This is a genomic window from Vibrio sp. ZF57, assembly GCF_001691235.1.
Taxonomy (GTDB): Bacteria; Pseudomonadota; Gammaproteobacteria; order Enterobacterales; family Vibrionaceae; genus Vibrio; species Vibrio crassostreae_C.
Window position 1 is genome coordinate 18,557 of record NZ_MAKD01000114.1, and the last position, 21,088, is coordinate 39,644.

The 21,088-nt window shown below is 41.6% G+C and carries 16 protein-coding genes; 7 read left to right on the forward strand and 9 right to left on the reverse strand.

All coding sequences use genetic code 11. The features are described from left to right. Positions 1 to 47 precede the first annotated feature (47 nt). Together A6D97_RS17350 and A6D97_RS17355 are read right to left on the reverse strand one after the other, a co-directional pair. Positions 48 to 632 (reverse strand): hypothetical protein, encoded by a 585-nt coding sequence (locus A6D97_RS17350; protein WP_065584899.1) that lies wholly within the window; start codon positions 630 to 632, stop codon positions 48 to 50. A gap of 482 nt (positions 633 to 1,114) precedes the next feature. Next, complete coding sequence (locus tag A6D97_RS17355) at positions 1,115 to 1,600, reverse strand: Lrp/AsnC family transcriptional regulator (protein ID WP_017062685.1); 486 nt, start codon at positions 1,598 to 1,600, stop codon at positions 1,115 to 1,117. Positions 1,601 to 1,722: 122 nt separating this feature from the next. Here A6D97_RS17355 and A6D97_RS17360 point away from each other — a divergent pair, with 122 nt between their 5' ends. Further along, positions 1,723 to 2,322, forward strand: a complete 600-nt coding sequence (locus A6D97_RS17360; RefSeq protein ID WP_017065259.1) for a LysE family translocator — start codon at positions 1,723 to 1,725, stop codon at positions 2,320 to 2,322. A gap of 136 nt (positions 2,323 to 2,458) precedes the next feature. Here the strand turns inward: A6D97_RS17360 and ahpF are convergent, their stop codons facing one another. Together ahpF and ahpC are read right to left on the reverse strand one after the other, a co-directional pair. Next, positions 2,459 to 4,051 carry an alkyl hydroperoxide reductase subunit F gene (gene ahpF / locus A6D97_RS17365; protein WP_065584900.1) on the reverse strand — a complete coding sequence of 531 codons (1,593 nt, stop codon included), beginning with the start codon at positions 4,049 to 4,051 and terminating at the stop codon, positions 2,459 to 2,461. Between the two features lie 198 nt (positions 4,052 to 4,249). After that, a complete protein-coding gene (gene ahpC / locus A6D97_RS17370) occupies positions 4,250 to 4,807 on the reverse strand; it encodes an alkyl hydroperoxide reductase subunit C (RefSeq protein ID WP_016798107.1) in 558 nt (185 codons plus the stop codon). A 472-nt stretch (positions 4,808 to 5,279) separates the two neighbouring features. Here ahpC and A6D97_RS17375 point away from each other — a divergent pair, with 472 nt between their 5' ends. From A6D97_RS17375 to A6D97_RS17400, 6 genes are all read left to right on the forward strand, one after another. Further along, positions 5,280 to 5,771, forward strand: coding sequence for a VOC family protein (locus A6D97_RS17375; RefSeq protein WP_065584901.1), 492 nt, complete (start codon positions 5,280 to 5,282; stop codon positions 5,769 to 5,771). A gap of 278 nt (positions 5,772 to 6,049) precedes the next feature. Then, a complete protein-coding gene (locus A6D97_RS17380) occupies positions 6,050 to 7,426 on the forward strand; it encodes a nucleobase:cation symporter-2 family protein (RefSeq protein WP_065584902.1) in 1,377 nt (458 codons plus the stop codon). A gap of 379 nt (positions 7,427 to 7,805) precedes the next feature. Next, complete coding sequence (locus A6D97_RS17385; protein WP_065584903.1) at positions 7,806 to 8,231, forward strand: septal ring lytic transglycosylase RlpA family protein; 426 nt, start codon at positions 7,806 to 7,808, stop codon at positions 8,229 to 8,231. 478 nt (positions 8,232 to 8,709) lie between these two features. Then, positions 8,710 to 9,723, forward strand: coding sequence for a manganese-dependent inorganic pyrophosphatase (locus A6D97_RS17390; protein ID WP_065584904.1), 1,014 nt, complete (start codon positions 8,710 to 8,712; stop codon positions 9,721 to 9,723). A gap of 353 nt (positions 9,724 to 10,076) precedes the next feature. Then, a complete protein-coding gene (locus A6D97_RS17395) occupies positions 10,077 to 10,529 on the forward strand; it encodes a hypothetical protein (RefSeq protein ID WP_065584905.1) in 453 nt (150 codons plus the stop codon). Between the two features lie 382 nt (positions 10,530 to 10,911). Further along, complete coding sequence (locus A6D97_RS17400) at positions 10,912 to 11,115, forward strand: hypothetical protein (protein ID WP_004736343.1); 204 nt, start codon at positions 10,912 to 10,914, stop codon at positions 11,113 to 11,115. 265 nt (positions 11,116 to 11,380) lie between these two features. Here A6D97_RS17400 and A6D97_RS17405 read toward each other — a convergent pair whose 3' ends face one another. The 5 genes from A6D97_RS17405 to A6D97_RS17425 form a co-directional block, all read right to left on the reverse strand. Continuing rightward, positions 11,381 to 11,785: a hypothetical protein gene (locus tag A6D97_RS17405; protein WP_041156848.1), complete on the reverse strand. Its 405-nt coding sequence runs from the start codon at positions 11,783 to 11,785 to the stop codon at positions 11,381 to 11,383. Next, complete coding sequence (locus tag A6D97_RS17410; RefSeq protein WP_065584906.1) at positions 11,778 to 13,583, reverse strand: tyrosine-type recombinase/integrase; 1,806 nt, start codon at positions 13,581 to 13,583, stop codon at positions 11,778 to 11,780. The genes A6D97_RS17405 and A6D97_RS17410 overlap by 8 nt, the downstream gene beginning before the upstream one ends. After that, a complete protein-coding gene (locus A6D97_RS17415) occupies positions 13,580 to 15,232 on the reverse strand; it encodes a phage integrase SAM-like domain-containing protein (protein ID WP_065584907.1) in 1,653 nt (550 codons plus the stop codon). Before A6D97_RS17415 ends, A6D97_RS17410 begins: the two co-directional genes overlap by 4 nt. A gap of 7 nt (positions 15,233 to 15,239) precedes the next feature. Then, on the reverse strand, positions 15,240 to 16,091 hold the full coding sequence (locus A6D97_RS17420) for a site-specific integrase (protein ID WP_240492707.1): 852 nt from the start codon (positions 16,089 to 16,091) through the stop codon (positions 15,240 to 15,242). 507 nt (positions 16,092 to 16,598) lie between these two features. Then, a complete protein-coding gene (locus A6D97_RS17425) occupies positions 16,599 to 20,654 on the reverse strand; it encodes a hypothetical protein (protein WP_065584908.1) in 4,056 nt (1,351 codons plus the stop codon). Positions 20,655 to 21,088: the final 434 nt, after the last annotated feature.

Genomic DNA, 21,088 nt, shown 5'->3' on the forward strand with positions numbered 1-21,088 from the left:
CAAAGTAAGCCCCACACAACAAGAGGCTTACTTTTTTATCGACTCAATTAAAAGGTAAAGCCTGCTTGGATACTCAGTACCGACTCAGCGGTATACCAACCAGCACTTCCGCCGAACTCATACCAATCAAATCCAGCTCGAGTCACAAACTTGGAGTGGCCGAAAACTGGTTTTAGTGACTTGTATTCTGCGCCGATGCCGTAAGTTAAGCCAAAATCACCATGGGACCCTTTGTGGACTTCATTATTATCGCTAGATCGGAACACCAATTTGGTATCTGAGTGTGCGTAAAACGCGCCCGCCTTACCATAAACAGCGAAGTTTTCGCTGAAGCTGTGCTTATACATAGGTGTTAATGAAAGCATTAAAGAATCGAACTCTTGCTCTGTTTGAAGCACCTTGTCACCATTATAGCTAGTAGACTTATCGTCAGTGCTGATAACAAGTAACGTCGATTCAATATACCAATTACTTTGAACGATCTGGCTACCTAACGTGAATTGAGCGCCAACGTCACCGCTATCCATACCTACACCACCTAATGTGTACATTTCGTTTGATGCGAAAGCTGAAGTTGATGCGATCCCCGTAACTGAGGCAATCGTAAGAGCCGCTAAGACTAATTTTTTCATTGTTTTTACTCTGGTTTGTAAATTTCGGGAGAGGATTTTAGCGGTATTTTTAAAATAAAAAACATTGTTCGAATGGGCGGTGGTAAGATTAAATGAAGATTAAATATCTCAAAACATAAGACTGTATTTCCATGACCTAAAATTACAATTTTTTAGATGGATCAAATGCGCGGTGTGCGAGAGTTAGTCTATGATTTAATGGGTTTTCTATGAGGGAGGGCGGTGCATGTTTCACGCAGAAAAACCTCTGGCGACGGAGGTCATCACCAGAGATAAGAATCATTCGAGGCTTACGTTTTAATTGAAATTAAATTCAAATGACCAATGTTGGGTTGGCATTGGATTGGCCGAGGGTTCTAACACGTTACGATAATCGGATTAAAAGTGAACAGTCCAATTTTTGTTGAGCTCCTTGGTCCAACGAACGCCTATCAGATAATCAATAGTGTTAATATCATACTAGTAGCGTTTGAAGCCTCAAGCTAATCCCCAAGAGGCAACTTATAGCTGTTTTTCAACTCTTTAACCGAGATATTCGACTGAATCGCACTTACACCTTTTACTCGTCTGATCGAGCTAATACGCTCAAAGTACTCTTCCAAATCTTTGGCCAACACTTGCACCATGTAATCGGCGCCGCCTGCAATGCAGTGACACATAGGAATCCAATCGGTTACCGCGACAAATTCTTCGAATGGTTCTGTGTTTTCAACTTCATGGTTACCCAAGGTCACAAGAGTAAAACCAGCCACATGAAAGCCTAATTTCTTACGATTCAGCTTAGCGGCGTAACCATCGATATAGCCAGTTTCCTCCATGCGTTTCCAACGACGCCAGCATGGGGTTTCGCTGAGGTTGACCTTCTCTGCGAGCTTGCTGTTGCTCATGCGTCCGTCTTGCTGGATATGCTCTAAGATGGCGATATCTGTGTCATCTAACACTTCTTTGGTGGATTCTTTCTGTTTCATGGCTATTTTAGAAAAGTCTTGCTCAAATTTGGATTAATATTAGCCTATATAGCAATTTAATTCCTAGTCGAATCTGTAAACTCTCCCCCTATAAATACTTTACTTATTAGGAGTGAGAGGAAATGAGCTCTCAATTAATGCTGGCGTTCTTGCTATTTTCAACATCAATTGCAATTACCCCTGGGGCTGGCAATATCGCATTACTTGGGATTTCAAGTCGTTATGGATTTGCTGCGACTTTACCTTTTATCTCTGGGAACGCTGTTGGCATCATCATCGTATTGGCGGGTTCTAGTGTCGGTTTGGTGAGCCTATTTACCCTTTACCCAGAGCTATACAGCATTTTGAAATACGCGGGTGCGGCTTATTTGCTGTTCATGGCGTGGTCGATTGCGAACATGCAGATCGAAGAAAGCACCACCGACAATCGTTCAGGTTTCATGTCTGGTGTGCTGGTGCAGGTGTTAAACCCTAAAGGTTGGATAGCGTCATTAACCGTGTTTTCACAGTTCATTACTCCGAATGCCGATTACTTGATTCAAGTCGTGACCATTATCGCGGGCATGGTGATTACTGGTGTGCCGTGCATGTTGGTGTGGGCGTATTGCGGCACCATGCTTAAAAAGTTGCTGCAATCACCAAAACAGATGATGTTTGTGAACCGTTGCTTGGGTGGAAGCTTAGCGATGGTGGTTGCCTTCATGCTTTATCAACCTGCATAAATCACAAAGAAAAAAACCACTCCTAAATCCATAGGAGTGGCGTCTAAATGTCGACTAAGTCGTTAACAGTAAAGAATTAAGTTAACAAATATTTAAGGAACTTGAGTTAAAAGCTTTAAGCTTTTCAGTGTAAAGGTTAAGCGGTTTCAGCCTCTTTAACTGGAGCTGAGTTACGGATTAGGTGGTCAAATGCACCTAAGCTTGCTTTCGCACCTTCACCCATCGCAATGATGATCTGTTTGTAAGGTACGGTTGTCACGTCACCCGCTGCGAACACACCTTTCATAGATGTTGCGCCATGAGCGTTAATTTCAATTTCACCGCGTGGTGAAAGCTCTACCTTTGAACCTTTCAACCATTCGCTGTTTGGCATCAGGCCGATTTGTACAAAGATACCTGCGAGTTCGATCTGTTTAAGTTCATCGGTGTTGCGGTCTTTGTATTCCAGACCAGTTACGCGAGTTCCATCACCCAATACCTGTGTGGTTTGAGCCATCTTGATGATTTCGATGTTTGGCGTTGCGTTCGCTTTGTCGATAAGAACTTGGTCAGCGCGCAGTGTGTCCGCAAACTCAAGCACAGTTACGTGTTCAATGATACCCGCTAAATCAATTGCCGCTTCGATGCCTGAGTTACCACCACCAATAACCGCTGTTTTCTTACCTTTGAATAAAGGACCGTCACAGTGTGGGCAGTAAGCGACGCCTTTATTGCGGTACTCTTGCTCACCCGGAACGTTCATTTCACGCCAGCGAGCACCGGTACTTGTGATAACCGTGCGAGCTCGTAGTGTTGCGCCGCTCTCTAGCTCAACGTGGATGTAGCCGTCTTCAGTGTCTTCTGCTGCAATGATGTTTGCAGCGCGCTGCTCAGTCATCACTTCAACACCGTACTCTTTTACGTGCTCTTCAAGGCTTGCCACTAATTTAGGGCCAGTTGTCGCTTTTACTGAGATAAAGTTCTCAATCGCCATGGTGTCCATCACTTGGCCGCCGAATCGGTCAGCAACCACACCAGTACGAATGCCTTTACGTGCAGCATAAATTGCCGCTGAAGAACCTGCAGGGCCGCCGCCGACAACCAATACATCAAACGGTGCTTGTTGGTTTAGGTTTGCTGCTTTCTTTTCCGCTGCGCCTGAATCAACCTTGTTAAGGATTTCAGCCAGTGACATACGGCCTTGACCAAATAGCTCACCATTAACGAATACACTTGGTACTGCCATGATGTCGCGAGACTTCACTTCATCTTGGAATGCTGCGCCGTCGATCATCGTTGTCTTAACCAGAGGATTAATCGCCGACATCATATTGAAGGCTTGAACCACTTCTGGACAGTTTTGGCATGAGAGCGAGATAAAAATCTCTACATTAAGCTCTTGATCGAGTTCTTTAATTTGCTCGATTACGTCCGCTTCAAGCTTGATAGGGTGACCACCACTATGAAGCAGTGCTAGAACCAGTGACGTAAATTCGTGACCCATTGGCAAACCGGCAAAACCGATCGCGGTGCCTTTCTCTTGGTTCACGACCTGCATGATAGGGCTGCGAGTGCTTGCGCTGTCATCGCGAGTCACTTCAATTTTATCGGTTAAAGACGAGATGTCATTCGCCAGATCTTGAAGTTTGTTCGCGGTGTCGCTGCCATCCAGGCTAAGCACTAACTGAACATTGGTTTTTAGGTTTTCTAGGTATGCTTTTAGCTGCTGCTTCATTGCTTGATCTAACATAATCGTGCCTGCTCTTAAATTCTGTGTCTTGGTATTGACCAATACCTTCTTGCTGAAAAAGGAAAATAAAAAGGGGGCGCAAGTCGGCAAATATTGTGGTGTTGATGTTTTGAAAGGGTGGCGCGCGACTGCCCTTTAGGAGGGGGGCCGAAGCGCGCCTGTAGAACCGTTTAGCTATTCTTGTTAGCTAGGCTTAGATTAAATCTTGCCTACTAGGTCTAGAGATGGAGCTAGAGTCTCTTCGCCTTCTTTCCATTTAGCTGGGCAAACTTCACCTGGGTTAGCGGCTACGTATTGTGCTGCTTTAACCTTGCGTAGTAGGTCTTCTGCGTCACGGCCGATGCCTTCAGCTGTGATTTCCATTGCTTGGATAACGCCTTCAGGGTCGATTAGGAACGTTGCACGGTCTGCAAGGCCTTGACCTTCACGCATAACGTTGAAGTTATTTGTGATGTTGCCAGTTTGGTCGCCTACCATGAAGTATTCGATAGTGCCGATTTTGTCAGAAGTATCGTGCCATGCTTTGTGAGAGAAGTGAGTGTCAGTTGATACTGAGTAAACTTCTACGCCGCGAGATTGAAGCTCTGCGTATTTGTCTTGTAGGTCAACTAGCTCAGTTGGACATACAAACGTGAAGTCTGCTGGGTAGAAGAAGAATACAGCCCACTTGCCTTTAACGTCTTGCTCAGTGATTTCTACGAATTCGCCGTTTTTGAATGCTGTTGCGTTGAATGGTTTGATTTCTGTGTTGATCATGATTTGACTCTCTTTCTAATTTATAGTGTTTAACGCTATCCCGCGTCGATGTAGATATATTGCATTGCCACCGAAAATTAGTGAAATCGGACATTTCTATAGATTCAATAGGCGAATCCTATCTTCGAAAGGAAAAGGCTATCGGTAAAAGCTATCAACAAAAACAATTAACAAAAGCCATCAAACATCAACAACTCCCAATTTAAGTAGCTATGCTCTTTAGGTTGTTCTCTACATTGGGCTTATCTCTATTGGTGTGTGTATCTATGTGTCTATGTAGGTAGGGTTCGGTATGGTTTCTTTGCGTGAGTTGAGTTGTTATATCAAACTGTAAATAACAAAAAATTATCATTAATATAAATTATAATAATTTAAGTTAATTAACGCATGTACCTATACTCTCTCCATCGAAACGAAACACCGAAGCTAGACTTCGAAAAGCACAGAATTTAAAACGAATTTGGAGCAAGTTATGAAAATGAATCACGTAGGCATCATGGTGGGTGACATGGACCAAGCAGTCGAGTTTTACACGAAAGCTCTAGGTCTAAGAATCGTAATGAACAACACCAAAGTGATGGAAGAGCGCGAATCAGCAATCGGCCGCATGTGTATCGCTGTGTTCGGTGAAGGCTTTAAAGGCTTCAACATTGCACACCTAGTAACATCTGATGGTATCGGTGTTGAGCTGTTCGAAATGAAAGATCGTCAAGAGCGTCACGAAGTAGACTTCTCTCGTCTAGGCATCTTCCACTTCTGTCTGCAACTTCCAAAAGAGCAGTTTCATTTAGCTATTAAGCGCGTTGAAGAGTTTGGCGGTAAGGTTCGTATGGACATCATGCGTTACCACCCAGAAGACGAACTAAAACAAGCGCAAATGGTTTATCTAGAAGACCCGTTTGGCAACCTATTCGAATTTTACTCGCACACATACGAAGACACCTACGCGACTGATTACGAGTAATAGCGTTACTGCCTTCCATAGGTAGAAAAACCGAAACACCCCCTAAAGAGGATTGGTAGCGATACCAATCCTTTTTTGTGTCTGTAGGGCTAAATTTGGGAACATCGGATAAACTATCGGTTGCACTAAAACAAGCCGACATTGTTGATCTATAGTGCACGTTGGACTGATTGAAAACTTAACTGATTGATAAGTATGATGTTAAACCATTGGCATATATGTTGCTCTATTGCCTTTATGTAAATTGTATACAATAAAAAATACATAAAGGAAGTCACATGGAACAGAACAGTGAATTGATCTACGGATTAGACGATCGACCATCAGTTAAAGCAGCCAGTTACGCGGCGCTGCAGCATGTATTAGCCAGCTTTGTTGGCATTATCACACCAACGCTCATTATTGGCGGTGTTTTAGGGTTGGGTGAACACATCCCTTATTTGATCAGCATGGCACTGATGGTGTCTGGGGTCGGCACCTTTATACAAGCTAGGAAAATAGGGCCAGTTGGCGCAGGGATGATCTGTGTCCAAGGGACCAGCTTTGCGTTCTTAGGTTCTGTGTTAGGTGCGGGTTTTCTTGTTAAATCAAATGGAGGTGGGCCGGATGAAATGCTCGCCACCATTTTTGGTGTCTGCTTCTTTGGTGCATTTGTCGAAATCGTCCTATCGCGCTTTATCGAAAAACTCAAAGTAGTGATCACGCCCGTTGTTACTGGCATCGTTATCACGACGATTGGTGTCTCTTTGATTAAAGTCGGCGTCACTGATATCGCTGGTGGTGTTGGCGCAGAAGATTTTGGTTCTGGAAGCAATTTGATGTTGGGTGCGATTGTGCTCGGAACCATAGTGGCACTTAACCTAAGCAACAACACCATGGTAAGGCTGTCGTCGATTTTAGTCGGATTGGTTGTAGGGTGGGGCGTTGCTATTCTGATGGGCAAAGCGCCAATGGTTTCTTTTGCATCTCAACCGCTATTGAGTATCCCAGTCCCATTTAAATATGGCTTCGCTTTTGATTGGCAAGCCTTCCTCCCTATTGCTTTTATCTACTTGATTACTGTTATTGAAACGACGGGTGACCTTACCGCCAATAGCATGTTCTCAGGCCAACCAGTTAAGGGTCCAAAATACATCAATCGACTCAAGGCGGGCGTGCTAGGTGACGGTGTGAACTCGCTCATCGCAGCGGTATTCAATACTTTTCCGAACACGACTTTCAGCCAGAACAATGGCGTGATCCATTTTACTGGGATTGCGAGTCGTTACATTGGCTACTTCATTGCGGCAATTCTGTTTCTATTAGGTCTATTTCCCATCTTAGGCGCGGTATTAATGACGATTCCAAAGCCAGTATTAGGCGGAGCGACATTGGTGATGTTTGGTACGGTTGCTGCGGCGGGCATCAAGATTATCGCTAGTGAGAAGCTGGATCGTCGCAGAATCATGACGATTGCCATCTCATTAGGTTTAGGGCTGGGGGTAATGCTGGTACCGGATTTATTGAAAGAAGCCCCCACGCTAGTGCAAAGCATATTTGGCTCGCCAGTCACGATGTCGGGTGTTGCTGCTCTTGTTATTACCGGGTTGATGTCTTTGGTGCCTGAAACTAAAGCCAAATCGATGACGAATTCGGTACAAACCAGTAAAGCGTAACTTATACAGCCGAGAAGAAGCGTAGGTGACTGATTACGGACAATTGCGTTATCTACCTACCATAGGCAGAAAAACGAAACATCCCATAGAGAGGATTGGTAGAGATACCAATCCTTTTTTGTATTTGGATGTTTGGCTGAGTGACTTATCTACATGAAGTGATTAAGAAATATACAGATTTAAGACGTTGTTAAAGTTGACGTTTTGAAGATAAAACCTTTCATGAATATGACTGAAGCGAGCGTGCTTCATGAAAACATTGCGGAATCACACTAGTGATAGCCTTCGCTGAGAACTCATAATACTCAGTTCAATACTGCTGAACCGCACTACAATGAAAATAGATAAACATTACATGAAGAAGATCTACTGAAATAGCATGAAAAAACTAAACCTTATCTTTGCCGCTTTTCTTATTACTTTGCTTGCCGGATGCTCGTCACATGCGGCCGTCGATACTTCAAAAACAAAGGGCTATGCCAATTCACATGCGCTTGTGGGAGTGGCTTCTTGGTATGGCGATAAGTTCCATGGAAGGCTCACAGCAAGCGGTGAGACGTATAATATGAATGCGAATACTGCGGCTCATAAAACCTTGCCATTCGGCACTATCGTGAGAGTGACCAATACAGACAATAACAAGTCTGTTGATGTGAAAATTAATGATCGAGGCCCTTATGTAAAAGGCCGAGTGATCGACCTGTCGCACAAGGCATTTGCAAAAATCGGTAACGTTAAACAAGGCACCGTGCCTGTTAAAATCGAGATTGTTGATGATAGTAATACCTTTCGATACAAACACTAGAATCCCCTCCTAACCTCCCCTTGGTGTACATCTCCGCTCCCTTACCAGTAGTGGGAAAGGGGAGGAACAGAACCTCGATATCGGTGAATCAATAGCTCATTTATGCTTACTCAATAAGGCTGCTTTGTAGCCTTATTTGTGCCTTTCGATAATCCATTTTTAATAAGATTATCTTATTTCTAATATGTGGGTTGATGATGTTATGAGGTAAATAAATCAGTATCTTAGCTTTCTTATCATTAGGGTTCATTGAAATTCATTGTGAAATAATGAAAAGCTGAACTAATCCAAAATTGGTTGTGGCGGGCGTGTAATAGAAAGGGGGAGGTACAATTGATGGGAGAAGAAGACTCTCAAAGAGAGGGAAATTACATTTCGTTACTCACTGAAGTAAATCTGAAATATTAGTGACACGGTTCTGAAATTTTTGGTGTTTAGCTTATGGGCTTCTATATCGCATTCAAATAAGGAAATACCCGTGAAGCTAACCCCTGTCGTTGCAGCCCTAATTATGTCTTTTAGCTCAGCAAGCTATGCTTTCAGTCTTCAACAATCTGCCAATGAAAATAGTGAAGATCTCGTATGGACAGGGCACCTAAGCCCAGACAGCGACACGGTAATGTCTGCGATGCTCGCGGCTCATATCTATGGCGGTACAGCGACAGTACCAGAGCCTATCAATCCAGAATCCACCTTCATCTTGAACTACTGTAATGCTGAATCACCACGCGTAGAGACAGATTACTCTTCATACCGAGTGGGGCTGGTGGACTTCAATCAAGTGACTCAATTAGCGCCAACTATTGATCAAGCATCCATTGTGGCTGTGGTCGATCATCACGCGATTGGTGGCTCTCCAATTAACACACCACAAGTTGTTGAGATGGATATTCGAGGCTGGGGCTCGGCTGCCACTATTCTTGCTGACAACGCTGAAAAGTTGGATGTGACCCTACCTAAGCACCTTGCTTGTGTCGGCTTAGGCGCGATTCTCTCTGATACTGTGGTATTCCAATCAGCAACTACAACAGATCATGATCGTGAATACGCAGAGAAACTGGCAAAAGTTGCAGGTATTTCAGATATCGAAGACTTCGGTCAACAGATGTTGGTTGCTAAGTCAGATCTTAGCCACCTTTCATCTGAAACCATTCTGACGCTGGATTACAAAAACTTTAAATACGGTGGCAAACAGGTGGGTATCGGTGTCGCTGAAACGCTAACGGCTCAACAACTGATTGACCGTAAAGATGAGCTTTTGGCGGCTATGAAAGCCTACAAAGAAGAGAACGGCTTGGACCATCTGTTCTTCTCTATCACAGACACTAAGAACAAAGAAGCAAACTTACTTTGGGTAGATGAAAGCGACTATCAAGTCATCAAATCTGCTTTCAATGCCGAACCAACAAGCGACATGCTGACATTAGAAGGCGTCACTTCGCGTAAGCGTCAGATTGGCCCTGCGGTACAAAAGGCAATTGAGAGTTTGTAGAGAGTAAGAGCCGTTACTTTATAAATAAGTAGTGAAGGGATTGGTAGAGATACCAATCCCTTTTTGTTTTTGGGTGTGCTGAATTAGATTTGGATAAAATTGAGTTGCGCTTTTTCTAAATTAACAAAGCTTATGGATAACCCAGATCTAACATAGCTCTTTATGACACGAACCCCCAAGGACATTCACGACCTACCACGTGAAGAGTTAGACTTAGAGCAGCCTTAAACAAGTAACCAATCCTAGTCGCGGCCTTCCATTCTCGGTAAGTTAGTATTCATAGCTTGAACTAATAATACAGTGTTTTATTGTTTATAGTAAATCCCAGACAGAATGACTAACAGGACAATGAAATGACCTCAATCAAAACCATTGGTTTAACAGCTATCGCACTTGTACTTATGACAATTACTGGCTGTACCAGCTTAAAGGTAAAGGCTGCGAACGTATTCGTGTCTGACCCCATTATCACACACGCAGACCACGACCAACTTACCGAAGCCAGTTCGAAAATCGATGGTATCCGTTATACATCAATGACGACGACGATCATCACGACCAAAGCAGCCAAGCGCACAAATGGAGTTGCTCGCGTAGACATCGAGGCTGATGGAATCGAAGAGGTGCAATCAAAATGGCATGATAAAGATCAGGTTTGTCAGATGTACCACGATCGCATGAACAATCCAGAAACTGAGGGCCTGTCAGACATCGTCGGCAATGGATTGGCGTTGAACTACCAGATCGCTATTCGTGGTGTTGATGGTCAGTCCTATACTTGTTCTGGGCATGTAGATCCACAATAACAAAAAAATAACACTGCGCTTTACTGGGTCTATTTCAAAATTTGGAAACGAATTTTTTTATCGCTGTTTGGTGAGCAATGTGCCTGTTTTTCACATTAGCTAGTTGTATTACTCGTGCCATACCTAATGAAACGTTTGAGGCACTTTCGAGAAAGGAAGTGCCAAAGGTAAAAATTCATCCTACGAAGCATCTGGACAGAAATGAGCTTCGGAGAACCAAGTATTAGCAAATCACGAATTAGCATAAGTATGGAAAGTCACTAAGCTCACTGTCCAGTATTGTTTTTACACAAATCTGACATTGATGAATGCCATAAGCTATCGATATAAATATCAATATATTGTATTATTATATCCGTATTTATACTTATTAGGATTTTCTATGTTGATTCACGAATTTTCGAATAAGGACGTTACCGCTGAGCATGTAATTTTAGCTCAAGCAATACTAGCAGGGACTGCTCAAGGTGATAAAAGTAAAGCACAGCGCTTTATGATTTTTGTAAATGAGATTCCAGATGCGCCGACTGTGCAAAACCTGATTCCACGCTTTAGTCAATTTATGAAGCGCTTTAAAGCCAGCTGACATTCAGAATACGTTACACAGGGATGTGTAATTAAGATCACCAACTCCCCCCTAACCACTACCTACTTTTAAACTCTATCTGACCCTATGCTCGCTCTATATCTAGCCATTGTTGTCGGAGGACAATAATTATAAATAGTTCGTTACATGTAACTGTAGCTAACCTTCTGTTTTATATAACTTTGTTTAAGGTTACACTTTTGGATGTTTTTAACTATCTCAAAAATAACCTTAGTTTGAAATTATTACCATTAAATTCAGGCAATTAGCTGTATATTAGTTGCGTTACATTGCTATTGTCCGCACGAGCATTGCTCAGAGCCATGTTTTTTCGTATTAACGTAGCATTTTGTGATTGAACTTTAGCGAGCATAGCTTTCAATTCTGCCACCTCAGACCGCAACTCTCGATTGCGGTCTTTGTATTTATTAAGTTCAGTTTGTTTGGCATCACGTTGCTGTCGAATGTCTTTGTTTACACCGCCTTTAATACGCTCTAATAGTTCAGGGCAGTCACGGTGAATCAATGCTCGACTTACACCTGCTTCTTCGGCAACGGCAGCGACACTCATTTTACGTTTATGAGAAACAGTATTTGGACGACCTTTTTCGATTCGAACAATGGCAAGTCGAACCGCTTTATGTGTCGCTTTTTCTTTCTGGTTAGACATTTATCACCTCGATATCCTTTCTCTCGTTAATCTCTTGCTTCATAGCTTCAACATCAATACCCAATGCCACTAGAACCTTTTCACAGCGTTCCATGCCTTTTTTTACCGCCGCTCTACCAGCTTCACCAATATCATCCAATTGCATCAGTTTCATTTGCTGCACTAGCATTCCCTCCCAATAAGGCAGGTGTCGCTTATCTACAATGCCGCTTTCACAGCTATCAGGCTTACCACACTTACACTCATCATCATTGGTGCACCACCCAATACCTGTTGAGCGAATTGGTATGGAGCTAGAGTATGCCTTTGCCATAGCACTAAGAGAGCCAAAAGATTTAATTAACTCTTTATCCTCACGGACCTTCATGATGTTTTGAGCTATGTCGCCACCAGTGATAGGCATGTCTAGTTCAAACCAATCTTGCTTAATTTCTTCTTCAACCAGATATTTCTCTCGAAGCATTTCTTCAAACAATTCAGCATCCAAAGCATCATTAAAGGCATACAAAGTGGTCATGGTAATTGACCAATGTTTAAAGTGGTCTTTTAATGCTCTCAAGTCACCTAATTCAGAGTGAACCGCATAATTAGCAAAGGTACGTCTGAATTGGTGCGCTGATAGGTTCCAATTACTCCCTATCTGTTCACATAAGTTTGGCAACCTAGTGTTAGTCATTGCCACCCCTGACAATAGGTAAATTGCGTTTCCTTTTCCCAGGTTTTTCGATAGGCAGATGTGGTTTGAGATTTCCTCAAGTCGATGTGCTTCCACATGATCGTTGCTTGCTTTCGCTTTTAGTAAATCACACTCAAGTTGGTCTTGAAGTGGAGCGCTCAAACGGCCAAGAATATCAATCTCTTCCGTGGCTATCCTTGGCGCAATCCACTCAGCTAACCCTGTATGTGTTTTCTCAGAGACAGTTTCGATGTGGTAGTAAGTGGTGTCACCTTTCGTTTCAGAGCGATACGCATCACGCTTAATGCCTAATATTTCATGGATACGCATACCCGTTGTGAGTAACAGCCAGAAGATACAGCTATCTCGAAGTAGCAATGTTTCTCTCTTTTTTGACGATTCCAGAATTTCATCAGCTTTATCTAGGTATGATTTAGTAAACTGGCACAGCGAAATTAGCACTTTATTTGGAATAATGGGGGTCTTACCTTTGGTAATGGCTTCCCGATACGCTTGACCAACATACCCTGCTTGCTCATTAGCGGTTGATTGAGGCCAAGGATGCTCTTTGACAAAATCAAACTCTTTGCAGTGGTAATAAAGGTCTTCTAGAACGCGGAATCTATCCACCTTGGTGACTGCTGTCAGTGGTTTAGTCTCGCCTTTTCGTTTTGAGTGCAGGGTATTTACATACCTAACGTAGGCATTTGAGGTAAAAGCTGTCAGCCCATGTGTAACTGTAGTATCTGAGCTTAAAACCCACTGAAAATAACTTTTCAACTTGTCCAATGTTTTCACAAGAGTATTAAGAGCTAACCCCTTTTTGAATTTGCTCCAGATTACCCACTTTGCCATGCGCTTCATTTGAGTATCATCAATCGTAGAAAAAGTAAGGTTTAATGCACTTGCTATAGTTGCTTTCGTACCTTTACTAGCAGGAAGCACCCATACATCTTCCTCAAATCGAGATAGCGTTTGGTATTCGCCATTGGCGAGTTTAATGTAGGTCACGATACCCGTTAGAGAGCCATCAATGACTTGCTCAAGCGCACTGGTGCTTGGCTTTGGACATTGCTGAATTGCAAACTCAGCTTGCGTGAGTATTAACTCAATTGAACTCATTGCGTCACCTTCAACATGTCAAGGTTTTGCCAGTACGGATGTGGATTAGATCTTGCCCGTTCTTTTTCAGCCTCTACACGCTGTAGCTGACCAAGCTTTGCAAATTCAGGGACAACTTCTTCATCTACGATTCTTAGAACATTTTTTAAATGACGCTTCCAGTCTTTACGACCAAACTCGTCACGGCTTCGAATAATCGCCCAATAAAAACTAAAGAGTTTATACAAATCATCACCTGTAATAACGAAGCTTTTACAGCGGAAGCAGCCTAAAAAGTCATTACAGAACGAGCCATTTTTCGGTGCTTTATCGCCATTCTTAGGGTCTTTACAATGCCCTACAGGGACGCTTGGCTCTGCGCACGTTAGCTCTTTAACTCGTATCTCACCCATTAAGCCCAAGTTGCGCTTTGATTGCTCAGGAGCTTGCAGGTAGTGGTCAAGCGTTCCTGTCCCACTGTGTTTGGCTTGCCGCGCAGCAATTAACAAACTCTCACCACTCAGCTCATAAATACCATTGATGAACGTCTTGCGAAAACGGCTTACATTAAGTTTCATCGTTCGACCATCTTCATCTCTTAAGTCGTACTCTTTGATGAATTTTTTGATGTTATATCGAAGCAGCCTTTCTGCTAGAGAGGAGACCGTACCTCTCTCTGCACCTATGCGGGCAACTCTAGGCTCATAGACAAATACCAAGTCGGAATCGATAGACTTTCTCACTTGGCTATTACGCTCAATGATAGCCTCAATAAGATAAGCCACATCAAGCTTTATTCCTTGCACCACTTCAAGTTCCTGTGATTTTCGTAAATTGTGCAATTGCGTGGCGTTGCCTCTTTTTTTGAATACGGTTAAGAGCTTGCGGCAATCTTTAAGTGGGTGGTCGGTCAATGAGTCGGTAGTCATATTGAGAAGCGGAGATGTGTTGATGCCTGTCTGAATCGCCACAGCTAACAAACACAGTGTTAACTGATAACCTGTTAGTGGTTCGGTCTTTTGATAAATCGGCTTAATTGCTTGTTTTAGCGCAACTACCACCTGCCTTTTTTCATGGGAAGTCAGGGGTTTCTCGCCCTTTGCACGTTTACTTGAATTTGGAAATGGGCTCTTAGGAAAGAAATCACTGTTTAGGTTGATGTCACCAATGACTGACCAATAGCCCTTGTCCCTCATGTGTATCAGCATTGACTTGAGATGAGTGTAGTAACCTTTTTGGGTGTTATATCCAATATCACTACCTTTAAGGTGCAGTAAATATTGGTCGATCAACTCTGGTGTAATATCTGCTTGTGTTAAGTCCTCACTCGCTGAATACCTAAATAATGTAAGGTATTCAGCGAAATGGGAAAAACCACTATTAAAATAACTTCTTTGAGTTTCCTCGCTAAGAGCATCAGTATTTTTCAGCAGAGCTTTTGCGGTGTAGTACACTCGATTTGTAATGTCGTCATAACCTTTGCCATAGAAACGAGTAAAATTAACGTTAGAACCATTACCACCTTTTGAGCCAATATTGGGGTAGTTCACAACAGGGTTGATTGGACGGATAATCTCTTGGCTCTGAGTTGCGTCAATTGTTTGTTCAACTACAGATGTTTTCTTGAGTTTATCTTTGTTAACTGTCAGATTTTTTCGGTGTTTCGCCATGCTTCACCTACACAATCGCATCAATTTGTTGCTGATACTCAATTGACAGGTCATCGACTAAATCATTAACCAAGTGCAAATATTTCATCGTGGTTGTGATACTCGAATGTCCAAGCCTAGCTTGTAGGTACATCAAGGGTTCAAACTTACTGCTTTTATGCTCTAACATTCCTTTCAGCATGTGCGTTGCGTAAGTATGCCTTAGCATGTGCGGTGATACGTGAAAGGGCAAATTAAGCGACTTGAGAGCCTTACCAAAAGCAGAGCCTTGAGAAGTCCACTCTTGACCATCAGACGTTAAAAACAAGAAAGCTGATACCACTCCTGACTCTTGCAGTTTCTGAAAACGAGCCTCATTGACATAACGCCATAAGTCCTCCATTAGCCGTGTCGGGATGTGTATCTTGCGCTCTTTCTCACCTTTGGTTCGCGAAATATTGACCTCGTAGTAAGCTCGATTTCCAGTTGGCTTTCGTATTGCGTGCAACGGAAACAACAACAGCTCTTTACGTCTAATACCTGTCTGTAGACATAAACGAACCATCAGCTTTAAGGTTGGATTTTCAATCGCAGATAGCAGTTCTTTCACTTCAATAGCTGACAAAAACTGAGCTTTCTTCTCAAAGGTTTTCATCATCAAATCAGAGCTGTACTTCTTACCACCATTTCTTTCGGTATGGGCTAAAAACTGCTGCCCTTTATTCACTGAAACCGATTCTAAAGAGTAAGGTAATGACTTAAACCACTTACCAACTCCATAAGAGTAGAAACGCACTATCGTTCTTAAATGTTGGTTGGTTGAGTTAACTGACATACCAAACTCACCAACACAAAGGTCCCGATAAGCACTGACTAACATTTCATCTTCACTGCTTTCTGAAATATCTCGCTAATCCAAACTATTCTTCTCACAGAATGTCAGGAATTGAGCTAGATGGTTGCCATACGTCCACCAAGTATTCTCACTATTAACTCGACCTCGTTTTAAGCACTCATATATCAAAAACTGCATTGCCTCTACACAAAGCATTCCTGATTCAATCCCCAGCTCTGAGTTGTCAGACTCCCATGTCAGCAAGGGAAAGTTTGGATATTTGACGCTTTCAAGTTCAAAGTCAGTTGTAGATTTAAGACAAAGCATAGTCACCACTTGTACTGTTCTTTTATACAGTATAAGTATACATATTTATCCTGGCTAGAGTTTTGAGTGATTTTTATGTGTACGTAGACATGTAACACATTTCGGACAATTACGAGTTTAGGTTTAAAGTCGCCTGCTTCGGATAACCTGAGCTTGTTGGAAGTAGACGACTCTGATGTTCATGAGTGCTCGCTGCTATAGTAGCCAGCAGTAGGTGAAACTTTATTAGGCATTGTATTTGGAGCGTTTCTCTTCAGGTACTGAAGCATCAATTACAATAGACTCTATTAAACCTAACGATCTTTCGGGTATAACTAAATCAATAGCTTTCTTTAAGTCTTTGGCATTTTGAGGTTTTTCTATACCCTTAGGCGGTTTAGCCATTCCTTTACCATCAAACCAAAATAGTAGATAAATTCCATTACCTTCAGATGCTGGATCACGAGTATATTGCCTTTCTAACTGTTTCTCCGCCGCCGACCAAATCTTACTATGGTCATCCCTCTTGATTTCAATCGGAAGCTTCATGTGCTTATAGTAGATAGCAATATCTGCTCTTTTCTCATCCACATACAGTGCTTCTGGCTCAGCAACAATATCCAGATGTTTCAACTTCCCTCTCAATAACTCCAGTAATACGTCCCTAGAGGTATTTTCGTTTATGTGTTGATAACTAGCTTTTCCATCTGTTCCTTGGTTCCAGAACCATTTATATATATCGGTGTTGGAGTTTCTTATTTCACCCTTTAGCTCATGTAGAATATCAATAATGAGAGCTTTTAGATCTGATGTATTCGCTGGTTCTGAGTTTGCTAAAGTAGAAACAACGCTATGTGTGCTAGGGTATGAAAATCTAGCCTCTCGTTTTTTTCTGATGTGATCAGCAGTCGCATAGTTTATTTCTGACTGCCATTGTTCTAACTTTTTCTGTGATTTTAAGGACTCAAGACATAAGGTTGCTTCATCACTTGTATCTTCCGAGAATGTTCGAATTAAACTTCGAATTGTTTGAGCGGCCCTTTCTTCATCATGTTCACCAATAGCTCTGACTCCTCCATGAAATTCTTCTATAACATTATTGAAGTGTCGCGCTATAAGTATAATGACATCTTTCCTATACTCTGCACTACGAATGTATCGTTCATTATCACACCGTGAAAACACATCAGATAATAGCAGTTTTTTTACATGCCACTTTGCGTCAGTATTTTTAACCAATTCATCAGATAGTCTCTCCATATAAGAGACTCTATCGCACATAAAGCCAACTGATAACCACATTGCTTTGGTGAAATTTTTCCTAAAATGGCGTTTTTTCAATGATTTATCGACCAAGGAAATTAATATTTTAGATTCTACATTGCCTACAATATTTTCTAACATGGTCATTAGAAGATTTGGATGGATATTATCGTAATCTCTTAACAAGCTTGGAATGATACTTAATGCAACTGAGAACATTTCTTCATCACCTCGAAAGCTATAGAGGTTGGACAAAGAGGCCGCTTTTTTATCTAATTGAATTCTCCAAAATTTATCAACAGTCAATTGATAAAGGTTAAACTTCTTGTCTTTTAACCAATTAAACCAGTTAATCGAATATTCTGTAGGTCTAGTCAATTGATAGGAGAATGCCAGTGTTATTATGTTATCTTGTAGTAATAATAGTGATTCTTTTCCTTTTATTTCTGAAATTATCGATAAGGCGGCAAGAAGTAATGATGCTCTATAATAAACTCTTCCATCGATGTGGGACTCAGCAATATCTGTTATTGGGTTGAATACATTCTTATATATCACATTGGTAAAGCCTTCATATAAAATTGGCACATTTTCATTTCCAACTTCGTCTGATAACCTTTTAATTGGTTCTGCTTTTTGATCTACATCAGAATATTGCCCTAACCAAACCTTTGCGTAGTGCTGTAATAACTCTACCTCATCACCTTTTTTTATTTCACTAGATAACCTTGCAATCTCTTTTTTATTTTCTTCCAGTCGCCTTTGATTCTTCTCAAGCAGTTCACTTTTGCGTAGTGCATCTTCTAGCCTCCATTCTTGATGTTTTAGATCACAGTAGCTTTGGCTAACGAGAATTTCATTAAGAAGCTCGTATTGCATTGACGTCTTTTCTATATCTTCTAAAGTAAAACTAAAGTTACTCAACACTCGATTGAAATATATAACACAGAATATTTCAAAAACTATTCTGCGCTTGTATTCATCTTTAGTTGATATAACATATTGATATGCTTCTTCAATAAAAACTTGTTGGCTTAGGGAGTTTGCTGTTAAATCATCAAAGCGCCACATAAAACCATAGGCAGAATTAGTCTTCTCAGTTGATACATCAATGTGATGAAGAAAAATTTCAAAAAGCTTTTTCTCGTTACTGTTAAGTATGACTCTCAACTTATCTTTATCTGAGTGTCCGAACGTATTTCTACTATATTCGCCAGTGTTAATATTTAACCAACTGTATATATCTTCAACGCTCTCAGACTCATAGAAATCGGAGAGCAACCTTAATGTCAATGAATTTAAAAAATCGAACTGATGCTCAGAAATCTGAGACGTTTCTTTCCACTTTATAGCCGATTCGGCTAGAGCCTTTAAGCAACTAAAAGGTGTTTTTTCTACTAATCTATGTACCAGTAGCATATAGTAAGACCCAATAAATCCAGAGCAAGGTTCAACTAAATATTTTGTTATCTGTTCTGGAGTAACTACAGTTGGGTATAAACGCTCTAGCAACGCACCAAGAAGATATTGCTTTTCATCCTTTATTTCTTTGCCGTCGATTTTTTTTAATATATTTAGTAGTGTTTCATCTAGATTTAAGCTGATGCCACAAAAAGCTTGTAGAGCATCTTCCCTAAGATGATCTGGATTCTTCTCATTCTCTACATAGTCTATGACCACCTGCTCAAGTTCTGGAGAATTAATGCCTGTTGATGACTCCAATGCACCAAAGAGAACAGATAAGAAATGAGAGTTACCATCGTCATTAGCTATGTGCTCTATGAAGGAACTGACGGTGGATTGTTCTGCAAGCCCTCCCAGCTCTTTTACAGAGTAATCGCCTTGCCGAAACCACGGGTCTATTAAGGAAAGCTGTTTTAACGCGTTAATTGCGACTGCTTTTGTGTGCGGAGTCCAAGAGTATGTGTCACCATAAATGATGGCACCATAAGGATCGTGATGTATAACTTTTTCTGCTGAACCAGCCAACAAGGTTACTAGCCATGCATAAACCCCTCTTAAATCTGGTGCCGTTTTTCCATCAAAGCCAGTCAACAGAGTCATTAATCGACGTAATGATAGTCCTTCCCTGATTCGCCTAGCTAGGTATTTTGCAGTTAGGTACTCTGCTATCTTTCGGTGCTTTGGAATAATACGCTCGTTTTCTAGAGGCAAGAACAATCGGCGTCTAGAGGCAACTCGCATGCAAAACAAGTCACCATCAAGCTCATGAATAGATGGAAAACTTTTTCTAGCCGCCTTCCTGTTTGTTGAAATACCTTCAATGTTAGAAAGCATCATGATGGAAGCTAAATACTCAGAGGATTTTTGCAAAGTTAAATCGTTTAACTGTTCGTCAAGAGCTTCATTGTGCTCGTCGTTCAATTCCTTCAACAGAGATCTGCATGCACCATCCATGAGTTCTGCCCTTGTGCTAGGCCACTCTCCCATATCTTTATAAAATTGATAAAGAAGCATGAAATCTCCAGGGTTGTTTAGAAAAACCTGAAGGCCATGAGCTGTTGCTCCTTCTATAAAGTCATGAACGTCTTCGTCTTCGATGAGCTTTGGCCAATCTTTATCAGTTAGTGGTTGTAATGCTAGTTGCACTACTTGGCTGTCAGGTATCGAGTACTCAAGTACCTTCAGGTCTTGTTCTGAATGCCATTCTGCTGTTCTACATGCGATTCTTATTTTAGTGGCTTTTGCTTGCTTGATTTGTGCCGCCAAAGCATCCATAACGCCTCGTCCCCGGTGTTTGCTCCTTTGCTCATCTAAGCCATCAAGGTACAGAACTTTACCTTTGTATTGAGAGGGCTCTGAGCAGGCTAAGAACTCTCCAATTGGGATAAATGTAGCATTCGGCTCATCATTCGAGGCTTGTCTGAATGATGTTGTTTTACCTAAGCCTGGCTCACCAACTATTACCAAAACTGCGTGTTGGAAAAAAGAGCCTATTTCTTGAAGATCAATGGAGCCTGAATCTGAAGGATTCGGGTAAGTTTGAGCGAACAAGCGATTTATCTGGTTTATATGCATATCAACTGGTTACTGATTTTTTCGATATTATATGATTTTCCGTCATTGAAATGGGTGGTTCAATGCACAAAACTATCTGTTTAAAAAAGATGTTTGGCGAAAGTGAGGGAAGAGCCGAGTAAACTCTCCCTTTAGACAAATTTAAATAAGGAAGCCCCTGGGTATTAAATCTAGAGTGATTGTTACAGCAGATCATTTTGGGGCCGAATGAGTTTGCCAGCATCTCCTCTGTTAGAGTCCAACCAGCATAGAAGCACTCACTATATGATAACAATGCTTTAGTTCAGTTTACTTATACAACCGTAGATATTAAGCATTAAAACAGATGTTACAGCTACAACGACTTATAACAATAGAGTTTGATCAATTTTAAAAACGTTTCTGTCGAGTAGACGACACTTGTTACCAAGTGCCGCCCCTCTAAGAACTGTACG